Genomic DNA, 16,764 nt, shown 5'->3' with positions numbered 1-16,764 from the left:
CGGGCGGCCACCGGTGGGCGCGGACGGACGCGGGTGCCGTGCCGGCCGGCCGTGGCCAGCACGCCCCGTTGGCGCAGCTCCCGATAGGCACGGGCGACAGTGGCCGGACTGACGCCCAACTCGGTGGCGAGCGCCCGCACCGGCGGCAGGGCGGCACCGGGCGGCAGGGCGCCGGTACGGATGCCCGACTCGATGCTGGCCGAAATCGTGACGGCCGTCGTCCCACTGAACTGATAGCGTGCTGACACAAACAAGAGATTGTACTAGAACAAAGGGGCGCGCATGTATCCACCCACCGCCCGGACCACTCCCAACCGCTCGCGCGACCGGATGAGCTACGACCGGGAGGCGGCGCACGCCGTCCTCGACGAGGCGTACCACTGCGCGCTCGGCTTCACCGTCGACGGCGAACCCCGGGTGCTGCCCACCCTGCATGTCCGCATCGGAGACACCCTCTACCTGCACGGGTCCACTGGCAGCCGGCCCCTGCTCGCCGCCCGGGGCGACGGGCTGCCCGTCTGCGTCACGGTGACCCTGCTCGACGGGCTGGTCTACGCCCGCTCGCAGTTCCACCACAGCGCCAACTACCGCTCGGTGGTCGCGCTCGGCACCGCCCGCCTGGTCACCGACGACCAGGAGAAGAGCGCCATGCTCACCGCGCTTGTCGAGAAGGTGGGCGCGGGCCGCAGCACGGACAGTCGTCCGCCGAGCCGACGTGAGCTGGCCGAGACCGCCGTGCTGGCGCTGCCGCTGCGGGAGGTGTCCGTCCGGTCCCGCACCGGCGGGGTCCGCGAGGACGAGACCGACCTGCACCTGCCGCACTGGGCCGGCGTCCTGCCGCTGCGGCTGACCGCCGGCCTGCCGCAACCCGCCGCCGGGGTCACCGCACCCCTGCCGGCGTACCTGCGGACGGCCCGCACGCCCTGGCACGGCCCGGTGCCACTGCGCGGCGAACACGTCCTGCTGGAGCCGCTGGACCTGGCGCACGCCGACGACCTGCACAGCGCCACCGCCGACGACGACGTGTGGCGGCACCTCTCCGTCACGCGGCCCACCGAGCCGGCCGGAACCGCCGAGGTGGTCGCCGCCGCACTGGCCGCCCAGCAGCGCGGCGAGCGGGCGCCCTGGGTGCAGCGCTGCGCGAGGACCGGGGCGGTGGTCGGCACCACGTCCTACTACGAGATCGACCCGGAACGACGGTCGGTGGCGATCGGGCACACCTTCCTCGGCCGGCCGTGGTGGCGTACCGGGATCAACACCGAGGCCAAGCTGCTGCTGCTCGGCCGCGCCTTCGACGACCTGGGCGCGGTGCGGGTCGCCTGGCACACCGACATCCGCAACGCCCGCTCCCAGGCGGCCATCGAACGCCTCGGCGCCACCCGGGAGGGAGTGCTGCGGATGCACCGCCAGCGTCCGGACGGCTCGTGGCGGGACACCGTGCAGTACGCGATGACCGTCGACGAGTGGCCGAACGCACAGGCCACGCTGCGGAAAAGACTTCTGCGGACGGCATCGGTGGCGTGATGATGGCGGGCGTGCTGGGGATCACCGACATCTGGACGTACGTGCTGGGCACCGTGGCCATCATCCTGCTACCCGGACCGAACTCGCTCTTCGTGCTGTCCACCGCCGCCAAGCGGGGCGTGGGCGCCGGCTACCGGGCGGCGGGCGGGGTCTTCGTCGGCGACTGGGTCCTGATGATCCTGTCCGCCGCCGGGGTGGCGTCGCTGCTCAAGGCGTATCCGCCGCTGTTCCTGGTGATCAAGTACGCCGGTGCCGCGTACCTCGGTTATGTCGGGGTGACCATGCTGCTCGGCGCCGTGCGGCGCTGGCGCGACCGCAACGACCCGGACACGCCGCGGCTGATCGACGCCGCGGAACCGGCGCAGATGCGCAGCCCGTTCCGCAAGGCGCTGGTGATCAGCCTGCTGAACCCGAAGGCGATCCTGTTCTTCATCTCGTTCTTCATCCAGTTCGTCGATCCCGACTACGCCTGGCCCGCGCTGTCGTTCCTGCTGCTCGGCCTGATCGCCCAGGTCACCAGCGCGCTCTACCTGACCGCGCTGATCTTCGCGGGCACGTTCCTGGCTACCCAGTTCCGCCGACGTCGCCGCCTCGCCGTGGGTGGCACCACAGCCGTGGCAGCCCTCTTTCTCGCCTTCAGCCTCAAGCTCGCCACCGCCAGCGCCGGCTGACCTCCCCTCAGGTGCCGTCGCCGCCGCCGGAGCCGCCTCCCACACCTCCGCTTCCGGCCGTGCCGCCGAGGCCGTAGCCGGGTTTGATCGGATGGTCGGGGTGGCGGCTGACATGGGCGGACCCGCCGATGGTGGCGGACCAGTCGGCGTGCGCGGCGGCCGCGGCGTGCCGGTTGATCGCCTGACGTAGCCAGCCGTCCACGGTGGCGACCCAGTCCCGCTGCCCGGCGTCCGCGTGCCAGATCCGGAACCGGCTGATGCTCTGGTGGGTGATCCCGGCCAGCGCCAGCCGACGGTCCAGCCAGATGATCACCTCCAGGCCCGCCGAGTTCGTCACGAAGATCAGCTCCAGCTCGGTGATCGGGCCGGCGTAGAGCGGGCCCACCCAGTAGCCCCACCGCTGGTGCAGCGCCAAGGTGTGCTCCACCCCCGGCAGCCCGCCCTCCTGCAACCCGGCTTGGCGGATCATGAAGCCGAGCGTGGCCAGCGCCGCCAGCACGTGCTGCTGGGTGGGGATCGGGTGCACGAGGACCGGCACCATGGCCCCCTGGTCCAGATCCGGGTCGACGGACACCTCGGTCCGCAGACCCATCCGCAGGCTCAGCAACGGCACCCCGCCGAACGTGGTCACCGGGGTCTCCCACGGCAGCGGCAACGCGAAGTCGACAGCCCGCCGGCGACCCGCCGGCACCACGAACCGCCCGGCGATCGGCAGCGAGAAGAACTGCACGAGGCGCCGGGCGGCGTCCGGGTCGTCCGGCTCGACGGTGGTGACCAGGCCGAGCCGGATGTGGCGTACGAGCACGTCGTCAGGCCCGGCGGCGAGGGTCACCCGCCCGGGCAGGCGCAGGCCCGGACGGGTGCTCGGGTTCGGCAGCGTGGTCCGCACGGACAGCCCGGTCCAGCCGGAGTCCCGGGAAACCCCCGTCAACCGCACCGCGCGCCCCCTCGCGGAACGAGGCCCCCCTGGCCCCGGACCGACCGCGCCTACCCGGTCGCGCTCACCTCACGCCCGCCACCTCGAACGGATGCCGACCCGCCGGGTACGCCTCACCGCAGCCGCCGGCCCCGCGGCACCGTGTCGGTCTCGTCGTCGAACTCGCCGATGACCTCCTCCAGCAGGTCCTCCAGAGCGACGAAGCCGATCGGGCGGGCCGGACCACCGCCGTTGCGGACCAGCGCGAGCTGGGACTGGCGGGCGCGCATCGCGGCCACCGCCTCGGTGACCGTGGACGTCGCCGGGAGGGTGAACGCCGGGGTCATCAACTCCCCGGCGGTGGCGGCCCGGCCGGTGGTGACCACCCGCACCGCCTCGCGGACGTGCACCAGGCCGCAGACGTCGCCGCCGGAGTCCAGGACCGCCAGCCGCGACCGGCCGCTGTCCCGGCTGACCTGCTCGATCCGCTCGGCCGGGTCGTCGCGCCGGACGGTGACCATGGTGGCGAACGGCTCCATCACCTGCGCCACCGACGTGCCCTGCAACTCCAGCATGCTGGTGAGCAGTTGGTGCTGCTCGGCGCCGAGCAACCCGTGCTCGCGGGACTGCTCCAGCAGCATCCGCAGCTCGTCCGGGCCGTGCACCTGGGCGAGCTGATCCTGCTGGTTGACCCCGACCAGGCGCAGGATCGCGTTGGCCAGCGCGTTCAACGCCGACAGCACCGGCCGGGACACCCGGGCGAAGGCCCGGAACGGCAGCGCGAGCAGCGTCGCCGAACGCTCGGCGTCGGTGATCGCCCACGACTTCGGCGCCATCTCCCCCACCACCAGGTGCAGGAAGGTCACCAGAGCGAGGGCGAAGACCAGCGCGACCACGTGGCTGGCCGCGTCCGGCAGCCCCACCGCGTGCAGCAGCGGGCTGATCAGGTGCTCGATCGCCGGTTCGGCGAGCGCGCCGAGGCCCAGGGTGCACAGCGTGATGCCCAGCTGCGCCCCGGCCAGCATCAGCGACAGCTCGCGGACGCCGTCCAGCGCGGCCCGGGCCGCCCGGCCGCCGCTGGCCGCCGCCTGCTCCAGCCGGTACCGCTTGCTGGCCACCAGGGCGAACTCGGCGGCCACGAAGAACCCGTTCAGCGCCAGCAGGACGCCCGAGCTGAACAGCGCGATGCCGGGGCTCACGCGGTCACCCCCGGCGTGCTCAGTTGCAGCCGTACCGAGTCGGCGACGTGCCGGTCCACGGCGAGCACCTCGACCAGCGCGCGAGGCTCCGCCGCACCGTCGTCGAGCTCGGCGCCCTCGGGCAGCAGGCTGATCTCCAGCCGGTCGCCGACCTCCGGCACCCGGCCCAGCTCACGCATGACCAGCCCGGACAGCGTGTCGTACTCCGGGGCTTCGGGCAGCGCGATGCCGGTGCTGTCGGCGACCTCGTCGATCCGCCAGCGGGCCGGCACCACCCACGAGCCGTCGTCCTGGCGCGCGGGGGCGCGCTCCGGCGGATCGTCCTCGTCCCGGATCGGGCCGACCAGTTCCTCCGCGATGTCCTCCAGTGTGATCACACCGGCGAAGCCGCCGTACTCGTCCACCACGCAGGCCATCTGCCGGTGCCCGGACCGCAGGCGGTCCAGCACCGTGGGCAGGGGCAGGGTCTCCGGCACGAGCAGCGGCGGCCCCGCCACCGCGCTCACCGGGGTGGTGGCCCGCTCCGCCGGCGGTACGCCGAGCACGTCGGCGATCCCGACGATGCCGATCAGGTCGTCGACGCCGTCGGCACCCCGCACCGGGAAGCGGGAGTGGCCGGTGTCCAGAAGCTCGACCACCCGGCTCACCGGCTCGTGCGCCCGCACGGTGTGCACGTCGACGCGCGGCACCATGGCCTCGCCGGCGGTCAACTCCCGAAAGTCGAGCCCGCGGTCGAGCAGCGTGGACATCTCGGCGTCCAGGCTGCCCTCCTCGCGGGACTCGGCGATGATCTGTTCCAGGTCGGCGGGGGTGGCGCCGCTGGGCAGCTCCTCGATCGGCTCGATGCCGACCCGACGCAGCAGGCGTATCGACGCGCGGTCGAAGAGCCGGATCACCGGCCCGGCCATGGCCAGGTAGAGGAGGGTGGACCGGCTCAGCGCCCGGGCGAGTGCCTCGGCCCGGGCGATGGCGAGGTTCTTCGGGGCCAGCTCGCCGAGAACCATCTGCACCACTGTGGCGATGACCAGGGCCAGCGCCACCGACAGCGGCAGGCTGACCGACTCGCGGAGACCGGCGACGCCGAACAGGTCGGCGAGGCCGCCGCCGAGGTACGGCTCGGCGACGTAGCCGACCAGCAGGGCGGTGACGGTGATGCCGAGTTGCGCGCCGGAGAGCACGAAGGAGAGCCGGCTGGTGACGGTGAGGGCCCGGGCGGCGGCCTGGTCGCCGTCGTCGGCGAGCTGGCGCAGCTTGCCCCGGTCCACGGCGACATAGCCGAACTCCTGCGCCACGAAGTAACCGGTGGCGGCGGTGAGCACGATGATCAAGAGAAGGCCGACGACGATCAGCACCTGTCGCTCAGGGCTCCCGAGGTCGTCGGGACGGGAATATGCCGGGCACGACCCGGCTGGCTACTGCTGCCCTCCTGGGCAGAAGAGTCGATCATGCCGCCATTTTATCGGCGTTGCCTGGGACTCCGCTGAGGGTGGGCCGAAGGCGTCGATCGTCCGGTTCATCGGGACGGGGCGCGGCCGTCGCCGGAGCCGCCGCCGGTCGGGCGCTCGGCCAACTCGTCGGCGTCGAGCAGGCCACGGTCGAGCCGGCCGGACCGGTACGCGGCCCGACCGATCATCTGTGCCGAGACCGGCGCGGTGGCCAACTGGAAGACCGCCACCAGCAGGATCATGCCGATGTCGGCCACCGACCGCAGCCGTAGCGTGATGCCGAGCAGCAGCAGGAGCACGCCCAGCACCTGGGGTTTGGTGGCCGCGTGCATCCGGGACAGGGTGTCCGGAAAGCGCAGCACACCGATCGCGGCGGACAGGGCGAGCAGCGCGCCGGTCACCAGGCAGGCGGCACCGAGCCAGTCGGCAACCGTCGCGAGCACATCTGCCGCCGAGTGCCCGCCGGTCGCCACCGTCACGCCGGCTCCCGGACGGCGAAGCGGACCAGCGACACCGAGCCGACGAAACCGAGCAGGGAGAGCACCACCAGCACGGGCAGCGTGGTGGCGTGCCGGTTGACCGCCGCCTCCGCGCCCACCGCGCCGACCATGGTGGCGAGCAGCATGTCCGCCGCGATCACCCGGTCCAGCAGCGAGGGGCCCCGGTAGAGCCGGATCAGCGCGAGCAGCGCGGTCAGCGACAGCAGGGCGGTGAGGACGACGGCCAGGAACGTGATCATTGAGAGTTGCCCTTCTCTACGGGATGAGGCCCGACGCTGCGCAGTTCGGCGGCGCTGCCCACCGCCCGGACGATCCGCCGCTCGAGGTCGAGGGTGCGTTCCCGGGAGACGTCCAGGTCCGCCGGCCCGTGGGTGTCCAGCACGTGCAGGTAGAGCGTCCCCGCCTCCCGGTCCACCTCGAGGATCAGCGTTCCCGGCACTAGCGAGACCGCCTCGGCGGTGAGCGCCAGGTTCAGGTCGGTGGGCACCCGCAGCGGCACGGCGATGATCGCCCCGCGGGGGCGGTAGCCGGGTTGCACGGCGATCCGGGCGATGTGCAGGCTGGCGGTGACGAGTTCGACGACGAACCGGCCCGCGAACGCCACCAGCGCAGCGGGCCGCAGCCGGCCGGTGAAGCTGACCGCCGGCAGCGGGAAGAACAGCAGGACCGCGCCGCCGACCAGCAGACCACCGATGATGTTGGCGAAGGTGATCGACCCCCAGAGCAGGTTCCAGACGAGCACCAGCCAGCCGAGCGCCAACGCCTGGTCCCGCCAACGCCCGAACCGGCCCCGCAGCTTCGGGGTCGCGCCCGCCGGGGTCGGTGCACGCCTGTCGGTCACGGCACGACACCGGGCAGGACGGCCCGCACGTACGGCGTACGCGAGAGCAGGTCGGTGGCCGCGTCGGCGGTGACGTCGAAGAGCGGTCCGGCCAGCACGGTGAGCGCCAACCCGAAAACGACCAGAGCGACGGTCGCGCCGACCGTCATGGTGGGCAGCCGGACGCTGGGCTCGCTGGTGACGGTCCGGGGCGCCCGCCAGAACGCGATGTTCCACACCCGGGAGGCCACGTACAGGGTGAGCAGACTGGTCAGCGTGCCGGCCGCCACCAGCGTCAGGGGCAGCGCCCCACCGGCCGCCACACCGGCCTGGAGCAGGCCGAGCTTGCCGAGGAACCCGGAGAACGGCGGCACCCCGGCGAGATTCATCGCCGGGACGAAGAAGAGGACGCCGAGCAGGGGCGCCATTCGGGCCAGCCCGCCGAGACGGCGCAGGTCGGTGCTGCCGGCCCGCTCCTCGACCAGACCGGCCACCAGGAACAGCGTGGTCTGGATGGTGATGTGGTGCACCACGTAGAAGATCGCGCCGGCGAGACCGGCTGCGGTGCTCAACGCCACCCCGAAGATCATGTAGCCGATGTGGCTGACCAGGGTGAACGAGAAGAGCCGCTTCATGTCCGACTGCGCCACCGCGCCGAGGATGCCGACCACCATGGTCAGCCCGGCGACGACCATGAGCAGGTCGTTGACATGGCCACCCGGGAACAGCAGCGTCTCGGTACGGATGATCGCGTACACGCCGACCTTGGTGAGCAGCCCCGCGAACACAGCGGTGACCGGGGCCGGGGCCGTGGGATAGCTGTCCGGCAGCCAGGCCGACAGCGGGAAGACCGCCGCCTTGACCGCGAACGCGAGCAGCAGCATCAGTTGCAGGGTCACGCGGACGTTGTCCGGCAGATCGTCGAGACGCTGGGCGAGCTGCGCCATGTTGAGCGTGCCGGTGGCCGCGTACACCAGCCCCACCGCGGTCAGGAAGATCAGCGAGGAGAGGATGCTGACCACCACGTACGTCGAGCCGGTGCGGATGCGCGCCTCGGTGCCGCCCAGCGTGATCAGCACGAAGCTGGCCGCCAGCAGGATCTCGAAGCCGACGAACAGGTTGAACAGGTCGCCCGCCAGGAACGCGTTGGTGACGCCCGCGGTGAGCACCAGGTAGGTCGGGTGGAAGATGACCACCGGCGCGCTCTCGCTGGTCTCGCTGCGACCCTGGCCGATCGAGTACAGCAGCACGCAGAGGGTCACCGCCGAGGACACCACGAGCATCAGCGCGGCCAACTGGTCGGCCACGAGCACGATGCCTACCGGCGGCGGCCACCCACCGACCGCGAGCACCACCGGGCCGTGCCGGTACGCCTGCACCAACAGCACCACCGCGACCGTGGACGTCACCGTCAGGCAGAGCACGCTCACCGTACGCTGCACCCGGGGCCGGCCGGCCAGGAGCAGGGTCAGCGCCGCGCCGAGCAGCGGCACCACCACCGGCAGCGGCAGGAGCCTGCTCACGACGTGCCGTCCCCTCTGCCGCGTCGTAGTCGGCGGCGGGCGGGCTCCGGGTCGACCTGCTCCGGGTCGCTGCCCGGGCCCTCCCCGCCACGGTCGACGGCGCCCACCTGGTGGCGCTCGGCACGGCGGATGATCTGGCGGTCCTCCAGGTCGTCGGGCACCTCGTCGTCGCCGGTGAGATACCAGCTCCGGTACGCCACGGCGAGCAGGAACGCGGTGAACCCGAACGTGATCACGATGGCGGTCAGCACCATCGCCTGCGCCAACGGATCACTCATCCGGTCCACCGGGCCGGTGCCCACCACCGGAGCGCCACCCGATCGGCCACCCAGCAGGATCAGCAGGTTGACCCCGTTGCCGAGCAGGATCACGCCGAGCAGGATCCGGGTGAGGCTGCGCTCCAGCAGCAGGATCACACCGCACCCGACGAGCACCGCGACGGCGAGCACCAGCACCACCGTGGGCCCGGCGGCGCCCGCCGTCATGGCCGGCCACCCTTGTCGACGGCCAGACCGCCGCTCGCCGCGCCGGTGGCCTCGATGTGCCGGTCCACCTCGGCGCCGAGACTTCGCAGGATGTCCAGCAGCAGCCCGATCACGATCAGGTACACCCCGATGTCGAAGAAGAGCGACGTGACCAGGTGGGCGTCGCCGACCAGCGGCAGGGACAGGTCGAGCTTGGCGCTCTCCAGCACCGATCCACCGGCCGCCAGCGCCACCGCGCCGGAGCCGACCGCCACGGCCAACCCCGCGCCGAGGATCAGGCCGGCGCCCACCGGAGCGGCCTCGGTCAGCTCGTACCGGCCGCCGGCCAGGTAGCGGACCACCAGCGCGAGCCCCGCCACCAGTCCGCCCGAGAACCCGCCGCCCGGCGCGTTGTGCCCGGAGAAGAGCAGGAACAGCGAGAACAGCACCACCGTGTGGAAGATCAGCCGTGTGACCACCTCCAGCACGATCGAACGCTGCTCCTCGTAGAGGGTCGGGCCGCCCCGCAACCAGACCGGCCGGTCGGACCGGGCGGCGCGATCGGCCGACTCCGGCCGGCGCGGCCGCGGCCCGGTGCGGGACCTCTCGAAGATCAGGCTGGCCACCCCGGTGGCGGCCACCACCAGCACCGACACCTCACCCATCGTGTCCCACGCCCGGATGTCGACGAGGGTCACGTTGACGACGTTGCGGCCGTACCCCTCGCCCACCGCCAGGTCCGGAAAGACTGTCGAGATGTCCGGCGCGCGACGGGCCCCGGCCGCGACGAGGGCGAGCCCGCCCGCCGCCACGCCCATCGCCACGCCGATCACCCGGCGTGTCCATCGGCTGCGGCGCAGCGGACGGGCCGAGAAACGCTCCGGCAGGCGGCGCAGCACCAGGACGAACACCGCGATGGTCGCGGTCTCCACCAGGAACTGCGTGAGCGCGAGATCCGGTGCGCCGTGCAGGACGAACAGCATCGCGGTGCCGTAGCCGGTCATCCCCACCAGCAGCATCGCGGTCAACCGCCGGCGAGCGCCGACCGCGAGCAGCGCGGCCACCGCGATCACCACCACGACCACCGGTTGCAGCGGGTTGTCCCAGAGCGGGAGCCCGGCCCGCCACGGCCGGGCCGCGAGCATCGCCCCACCGGGCAGCAGCACGAGGGTGACCAGGATGATGCCCAGGTACTGCGGCAGGGAGCCCCGCTGGGTCGCGCCGGTGACCGCGATCGCGAACCCGTCGAACCGGCCCACGATCCACTCGTATCCCTGATTGCCCCTGACCGGCGAGCGGAGCCGGGCCAACACCGGAGCGAGCGGCCCGCGCAGCGCGAAGAGCAGGCCGCCGCCGGCCAGCGCCAGCACGGACAGACCGAGCGCCGCGGTCGGCCCGGGCCAGAGCGTCAGGTGCCCGTGGACCCCGCCGAGCAGTTCGGCGTACGGGCTGAGGAGGCCGTCCAGCACGCCGGCGGCGGGGCCGGCGAGCAGCCCGACGACGGCGAGCACGGCCGGGGGGACCAGCATCGACGCCGCGATCGGCGTCGGCTCTATCGGTTCGACGCCCGGCCGGTCGGCGAACGCGCCCCAGAGGAAGCGGGCGCTGTACGCGACGGTGAGCACCGTCCCGGCGACCAGCCCGGTGAGCAGCACCGGATCGTCGGTGAACGCCGCCAAGACCGCCTCCTTGGCGACGAACCCGACCAGCGGTGGTACGCCGGCCATCGACGCCGCCGCCAGCACCGCGACCGCGAACAACGGCCGTGACCAGCGCCGCAGCCCGGACAACTCGCGCAGGTCGCGGGTGCCGGCGCCGTGGTCGATGATGCCGACGACCAGGAACAGCGCCGCCTTGAACAGGGCGTGCGCCAGCAGCATCGCCGTGCCGGCCAGCGCGGCGTCCGGGGTGCCCGCCCCCGTCACGGCGACCAGCAGGCCCAACTGGCTGACCGTCCCGTACGCCAACAACAGCTTCAGGTCGGTCTGGCGCAGCGCCGCCCAGCCACCGACGATCATGGTGGCCACCCCGGCGATGAGCACCACGGGCCGCCACGGCCCGACCATCGCGAGCACCGGCGCGAGCAGGCCGACCAGGTAGACGCCCGCCTTGACCATGGCGGCGGCGTGCAGGTACGCGCTGACCGGAGTGGGGGCCGCCATCGCGACCGGCAGCCAGGAGCTGAACGGCAGCACCGCCGACTTGGACAAGGCCCCGGCCAGGATCAGCAACACCGCGGTGATCAGGTAGCCGCCGCCGGGCAGCGGGTGGGTGGCGATCTCCGACCAGCGGTAGCTGCCGGCGTGCTCGCCGAGCAGGATGAACCCGACCAGCATGGCCAACCCGCCCGCCGTGGTGACGGTCAACGCCTGCGCCGCCGCCCACCGGCTGGCCCGGCGTTCGGTGCTGTGCCCGATCAGCAGGTACGAGAAGATCGTCGTCAGTTCCCAGCCGACGTAGAGCAGCAGCACGTCGTCGGCGAAGACCAAGAGGAGCATCGCGCCGGCGAAGGCGACCAGAACTGCGGCGAACTGGGCCATCCCGGGAGCGTCCGCGTCGAAGTACCGGGCGCTGTAGACCAGCACCAACGCGCCGACGCCGCCGATCAGCAGGGTCAGGAGCCAGGACAGCGTGGTGAGGCGCAGCGCGATGTCGAGGCCCAGCTGCCCGATCCACGGGTACGTCTCGACCACCGCGCCGCCGTGACCGACGGCCGGAGTGCGGGCCAGTGCCCAGCCGAACGCGGCGGCCGGCGCGAGCGCCAGCGGGTAGCACGCGCGCGGACCCCACCACCGGACGAGCAGCGGCGCGGCGAGGGCCGCCACGAGGTGGAGGATGAGCAGTACCAGCACCCGCACTCCCGATCGAGGTGGCCGACGCCCGTACAGCGGTGGCGCCTAGCAGCGATCAGACGCCACATCTCCGCCCGCCGGGCGGTTTTGCCGGAATTAGCCCGCTATAGGCTCGGGTGTGCGGTCAACGGTCGGCGGTCAGCGCAGCAGAGCGTCGCCGACGGTCAGCTCGTCGTCGAGGGCGGAGCCCTCCAGGCGCAGCTCGCTCAGCAGGTCGACGCGGCCGAGCTGGCGGGCGACCTTCGCCACGACCCGCTCCGCGACGGCCAGCGACCGCATCGAGAGCAGTCGGCCGCGGCTCTCGCGGCGGAGCACGAAGTAGTGCACGGCGACGCGGACCTGCCCCCGGTCGGCGGCGCTGGCCTGGGCGGTCGAGACGACCATCTCGCGCAGGCAGCGGGCGAGGCGTTCGGCGAGCTCCAGCTCGGGCCCGTGCAGACCGACGCGAAGCGTGGCGAGGTGACTGTCGACCTTGCGGATCAGCACATCGGTGCCGGGTTCGGCGTGTCGCGGCTCGACGGCCATCCGATCCCCTCCACCCGATTCGCGTTGCGGGTGAAGTTACTTTATGTTGCTCCTCACAAGCAAGCAGTTAAGTGAGACTTAACGTATTAATGTCGCATCACGCGCAATTTCCATACAACGCGGCATGATCCCCCGTGGGTCGTTCGTGGTTGTCGTACCGGCGGGGCACGATGGACCGGTGAGCGGGGCAGATGCGGGTAAGGGCGAGGTGCTGGACGGGTTCGGTCCCGCCACCCGCGCCTGGTTCGACGCCGCCTTCGCCGCACCCACCGCCGCCCAGACCGGTGCCTGGCGGTCCGTCGCCGCCGGCCGCAACGCCCTCGTCGTGGCGCCCACCGGCTCCGGCAAGACGCTCGCCGCCTTCCTCTGGTCGCTGGACCGGCTGGCCCGCGAGCCCGCACCGGCCGAGGCGCGGCAGCGGTGCCGGGTGCTCTACGTCAGCCCGCTCAAGGCTCTCGCCGTCGACGTCGAGCGCAACCTGCGCGCCCCGCTGGCCGGCATCCGGCAGGCGGCGACCCGGCTCGGCGTCACGCCACCGGACATCACCGTCGGCATGCGCACCGGCGACACGCCTGCCGACGAGCGACGGGCCTTCGCCCGCACCCCACCGGACATCCTCATCACCACGCCCGAGTCCCTGTTCCTGCTGCTCACCTCCGCCGCTCGGGACTCGCTGCGCGGCGTCCAGACGGTGATCGTCGACGAGGTGCACGCGGTGGCCGGCAGCAAGCGCGGCGCCCACCTCGCCCTCTCGCTGGAACGCCTGGACGAGCTGCTGCCCGCACCGGCTCAACGGATCGGCCTCTCCGCCACCGTCCGGCCGATCGACGCCTGCGCCCGGTTCCTCGGCGGCGCACGGCCGGTCGACGTCGTGCAGCCGGCCACGGCGAAGACCATCGAGGTCAGCGTGCAGGTCCCCGTGGAGGACATGACCCGACTCGACGAGCAGGAGCAGCCACCGGAGGACTCCCTCGGCGGTCCCGGCCCACGCCGTGCGTCGATCTGGCCGGCCGTCGAGGAACGGGTCTTCACGCTCATCGGGCAGCACCGCTCCACAATCGTCTTCACCAACTCCCGCCGCAGCGCCGAGCGCCTGTGCGCCCGGCTCAACGAGCTGGCCGCCGAGGAGGTCGCCTCCGCCGCGCTGGCCTCCGCGTCGGGCGGGGACGCGATCGACGTACCAGATGGGTTGTCGGTGGACGGCGAGCCGCCGGCCGACGGTGGGCCGGCACCCGGCGCGCAGCGGTGGGGTGGCCCGGCCGGTCCGGTCCGCAACCGGCCGCCGGCCAACGGCGGCTCGGCGCCCGGTCCGGGCAGCAACCGGTCGCCGGCCGAGGTGATGGCCCAGTCCGGTGCGGCCACCGGCGCCGCGCCGGTGATCGCCCGCGCACACCACGGCAGCGTCTCGCGCGAGGAGCGCAAGCACATCGAGGAGGCGCTCAAGTCCGGCCAGCTCCCGGCGGTGGTGGCCACCTCCAGCCTGGAGCTGGGCATCGACATGGGCGCTGTCGATCTGGTGGTGCAGATCGAGGCCCCACCGAGCGTCGCCGCCGGCCTGCAACGTGTCGGCCGCGCCGGGCACCAGGTGGGCGCAGTCTCGCGCGGGGTGGTCTTCCCCAAGCACCGTGGCGATCTGCTGTCCTGCGCGGTAGTCGCCGAGCGGATGACCGACGGCGCGATCGAGGAGCTGCACTACCCGCGCAACCCGCTCGATGTGCTGGCCCAGCAGATCGTCGCGATGGTGGCGCTGGAGCCGTGGCGGGTCGGCGACCTGGCGGTGCTGGTCCGCCGGGCCGCGCCCTTCAACGAGCTGCCCGACTCCGCGCTGCACGCCGTACTCGACATGCTCTCCGGGCGCTACCCGTCCACCGCGTTCGCCGAGCTGCGCCCCCGGCTGGTCTGGGATCGGGCCAGCGACCTGCTCACCGGCCGTCCCGGCGCGCAACGCCTCGCGGTGACCAGCGGTGGCACCATCCCCGACCGGGGTCTGTTCGGGGTCTTCCTGGCCGGTGCCGAGCGGGCCGCCCGGGTCGGCGAGCTGGACGAGGAGATGGTCTACGAGTCCCGGGTCGGCGATGTCTTCCTGCTCGGCTCCTCGTCCTGGCGCATCGAGGAGATCACACCCGACCGGGTGCTGGTCTCCCCCGCACCCGGTCAGGCCGCGCGGATGCCGTTCTGGAAGGGCGACCAGCTGGGCCGCCCGGTCGAGCTGGGTCGAGCCATCGGCGCCCGGGTGCGCACCCTGCTGCGGTCGAGCGACGAGGCGGCGCTGACCGCGCTGCGCGACGGCGGGCTGGACGACTGGGCCGCCACCAACCTGATGGCCTACCTGCGCGACCAGCGGGAGGCCACCCGCTCGCTGCCCGACGACCGCACCATCGTTGTCGAGCGGTTCCGCGACGAGCTGGGCGACTGGCGGCTGGCCGTGCACAGCGTCCTCGGCGCGCGGGTCAACGGGCCGTGGGCCCTCGCCGTGGGCCGCCGGCTGGCCGAACGGTACGGGGTGGACGCCCAGGTGATGCCCTCCGACGACGGGATCGTCGTACGGCTGCCCGACACCGCAGACGAGCCGCCCGGCGCCGACGTGGTGGTCTTCGAGCCGGACGAGATCGCCCAGCTCGTGGAGGAGTCGGTCGGCACGTCCGCGCTCTTCGCCGCCCGTTTCCGGGAGTGCGCCGCCCGCTCGCTGCTGCTGCCCCGCCGCGACCCGCGCCGCCGCCAGCCGCTGTGGCAGCAGCGGCAACGCGCCGCGCAACTGCTCGACGTCGCCCGCGAGTACGCCGACTTCCCGGTCACCCTGGAGGCCGCCCGGGAGTGCCTCCAGGACGTCTTCGACCAGCCGGCGCTGGCCGGGCTGATGCGGGACCTCGCGGCCCGCAAGGTCCGCCTGGTCGAGGTGGAGACGAGCGCGCCGTCCCCGTTCGCTCGGTCGCTGCTCTTCGGCTACGTCGGCGCGTTCCTCTACGAGGGCGACGCCCCGCTCGCCGAGCGCCGGGCCGCCGCCCTCGCCCTGGATTCCACCCTCCTCGGCGAGCTGCTCGGCCGGGTCGACCTGCGCGAGCTGCTGGATCCGGCGGTGCTCGCCGAGACCGATCGGCAACTGCGCTGGCTGACCGACCAGCGCCGTCCGCGCGACGCGGAGGACGTGGTCGAGCTGCTGCGGGTGCTCGGCGACCTGAGCGACGCCGAGTTGACCGAGCGGGGCGTGCCGGAGGGCTGGCTGACCGAGCTGGAGGCCACTCGCCGGGTGCTGCGGGTCCGCATCGCCGGCGAGCAGCGCTGGGTGGGCATCGAGGACGCCGCCCGGCTGCGCGACGCCCTCGGCGTGGCGTTGCCGGTCGGGGTCGCCGAGGCGTACCTCGCCCCGGTGGCCGATCCGCTGGGTGACCTGGTGGCCCGCTATGCCCGCACCCACGGGCCGTTCGCCGCCGCGAGCTGCGCGGCGCGCTTCGGGCTCGGGGTGTTCGTCGTCGAGCAGGCGCTGCGCCGCCTCGCCGCCACCGGCCGCGTCGTCTCCGGGGAGTTCACACCGGACACGGCCGGCGCCCAGTGGTGCGACGCCGAGGTGCTGCGGATGCTGCGCCGCCGTTCGCTCGCGGCGCTGCGGCGGGAGATCGAGCCGGTGCCGCCTCGGGCGCTGGCCACGTTCCTGCCGCGCTGGCAGCAGGTCGGCTCGTCGGCCCGGGGCGTGGAGGCGCTCGCCGCCACCGTGGAGCAGTTGCAGGGCGCGGCGGTGCCGGCGTCCGCGCTGGAGCGGCTGGTGCTGCCCGGCCGCGTCGCCGACTACTCCCCCGCCCAGCTCGACGAGCTGTGCGCCAGCGGGGAGGTGCTGTGGGCCGGGTCGGGGGCGATCTCCGGGGGCGACGGCTGGGTCACCCTGGCGTACGCGGATGCCGCGCCGCTGCTGCTCCCGCCGCCCGACGAGGCGCTGACGCGTACTCCGTTGCACGACGCGGTGCTCGACGCGCTCGGCGACGGGCAGGCGCTGTTCTTCCGCGCGCTGGCCGACCGGGTCGGCGCCACCGACGACGCCGCGCTGACCGGGGTGATCTGGGATCTGGTCTGGGCGGGGCACCTCACCAACGACACCCTCGCCCCGCTGCGGGCGGTGCTCGGTGCCGGTGGCGCGCACCGGTCGCGCCCCTCCGCGCCGCGCACGCGCTACCGGCGGCCCGGCCGGGTGGCGCTGCCCACCCGCAGCGGCCCACCCACCGTCGCTGGCCGCTGGTCGCGTCTACCGGAGCGGGACCTCGACCCGACCAGGCGGGCCGCCGCCCTCGCCGACGTCCTGCTGGAACGGCACGGCGTGGTCACCCGCGGCGCGG

General features: G+C 73.3%; 14 protein-coding genes. 3 read left to right on the top strand and 11 right to left on the bottom strand.

The window, feature by feature from the left end:
- On the bottom strand, positions 1 to 248 hold a 248-nt coding region (locus tag B0E54_RS30025), incomplete at its 3' end, for a GntR family transcriptional regulator (RefSeq protein WP_234590746.1).
- 34 nt (positions 249 to 282) lie between these two features.
- On the opposite strand from B0E54_RS30025, the gene B0E54_RS30020 reads away from it, so the two are divergent.
- Complete coding sequence (locus B0E54_RS30020) at positions 283 to 1,524, top strand: bifunctional pyridoxamine 5'-phosphate oxidase family protein/GNAT family N-acetyltransferase (RefSeq protein WP_234590731.1); 1,242 nt, start codon at positions 283 to 285, stop codon at positions 1,522 to 1,524.
- The gene (leuE, locus tag B0E54_RS30015) at positions 1,524 to 2,195 is read left to right on the top strand and encodes a leucine efflux protein LeuE (protein WP_234590729.1); all 672 of its coding nucleotides are present in this window, start codon (positions 1,524 to 1,526) and stop codon (positions 2,193 to 2,195) included. The genes B0E54_RS30020 and leuE overlap by 1 nt, the downstream gene beginning before the upstream one ends.
- A gap of 7 nt (positions 2,196 to 2,202) precedes the next feature.
- Here leuE and B0E54_RS30010 read toward each other — a convergent pair whose 3' ends face one another.
- From B0E54_RS30010 to B0E54_RS29965, 10 genes are all read right to left on the bottom strand, one after another.
- Positions 2,203 to 3,132: a sporulation protein gene (locus B0E54_RS30010; RefSeq protein ID WP_234590723.1), complete on the bottom strand. Its 930-nt coding sequence runs from the start codon at positions 3,130 to 3,132 to the stop codon at positions 2,203 to 2,205.
- 113 nt (positions 3,133 to 3,245) lie between these two features.
- Positions 3,246 to 4,310, bottom strand: coding sequence for a hemolysin family protein (locus tag B0E54_RS30005; RefSeq protein WP_234590721.1), 1,065 nt, complete (start codon positions 4,308 to 4,310; stop codon positions 3,246 to 3,248).
- A complete protein-coding gene (locus B0E54_RS30000; protein ID WP_234590719.1) occupies positions 4,307 to 5,662 on the bottom strand; it encodes a hemolysin family protein in 1,356 nt (451 codons plus the stop codon). Before B0E54_RS30000 ends, B0E54_RS30005 begins: the two co-directional genes overlap by 4 nt.
- 161 nt (positions 5,663 to 5,823) lie before the next feature.
- On the bottom strand, positions 5,824 to 6,234 hold the full coding sequence (mnhG, locus tag B0E54_RS29995) for a monovalent cation/H(+) antiporter subunit G (protein WP_234590717.1): 411 nt from the start codon (positions 6,232 to 6,234) through the stop codon (positions 5,824 to 5,826).
- The gene (locus tag B0E54_RS29990) at positions 6,231 to 6,494 is read right to left on the bottom strand and encodes a monovalent cation/H+ antiporter complex subunit F (RefSeq protein WP_234590714.1); all 264 of its coding nucleotides are present in this window, start codon (positions 6,492 to 6,494) and stop codon (positions 6,231 to 6,233) included. Before B0E54_RS29990 ends, mnhG begins: the two co-directional genes overlap by 4 nt.
- Positions 6,491 to 7,096: a Na+/H+ antiporter subunit E gene (locus tag B0E54_RS29985; RefSeq protein ID WP_234590694.1), complete on the bottom strand. Its 606-nt coding sequence runs from the start codon at positions 7,094 to 7,096 to the stop codon at positions 6,491 to 6,493. The genes B0E54_RS29990 and B0E54_RS29985 overlap by 4 nt, the downstream gene beginning before the upstream one ends.
- Positions 7,093 to 8,598 (bottom strand): Na+/H+ antiporter subunit D, encoded by a 1,506-nt coding sequence (locus tag B0E54_RS29980; RefSeq protein ID WP_234590691.1) that lies wholly within the window; start codon positions 8,596 to 8,598, stop codon positions 7,093 to 7,095. Before B0E54_RS29980 ends, B0E54_RS29985 begins: the two co-directional genes overlap by 4 nt.
- Complete coding sequence (locus B0E54_RS29975) at positions 8,595 to 9,083, bottom strand: Na(+)/H(+) antiporter subunit C (protein ID WP_234590689.1); 489 nt, start codon at positions 9,081 to 9,083, stop codon at positions 8,595 to 8,597. The genes B0E54_RS29980 and B0E54_RS29975 overlap by 4 nt, the downstream gene beginning before the upstream one ends.
- Complete coding sequence (locus B0E54_RS29970) at positions 9,080 to 11,914, bottom strand: Na+/H+ antiporter subunit A (protein ID WP_234590686.1); 2,835 nt, start codon at positions 11,912 to 11,914, stop codon at positions 9,080 to 9,082. The genes B0E54_RS29975 and B0E54_RS29970 overlap by 4 nt, the downstream gene beginning before the upstream one ends.
- A 138-nt stretch (positions 11,915 to 12,052) precedes the next feature.
- Positions 12,053 to 12,439, bottom strand: a complete 387-nt coding sequence (locus B0E54_RS29965; RefSeq protein WP_234590684.1) for a hypothetical protein — start codon at positions 12,437 to 12,439, stop codon at positions 12,053 to 12,055.
- A gap of 178 nt (positions 12,440 to 12,617) precedes the next feature.
- On the opposite strand from B0E54_RS29965, the gene B0E54_RS29960 reads away from it, so the two are divergent.
- Positions 12,618 to 16,764: DEAD/DEAH box helicase (locus B0E54_RS29960; RefSeq protein ID WP_234590682.1), on the top strand; the 4,147-nt coding region annotated here is incomplete at its 3' end.

This window comes from Micromonospora sp. MH99, from assembly GCF_021442385.1.
Classification (GTDB): domain Bacteria; phylum Actinomycetota; class Actinomycetes; order Mycobacteriales; family Micromonosporaceae; genus Micromonospora.
Note: the sequence above shows the minus strand (reverse complement) of the source record. Positions and strands in the feature narration are given on the sequence as shown.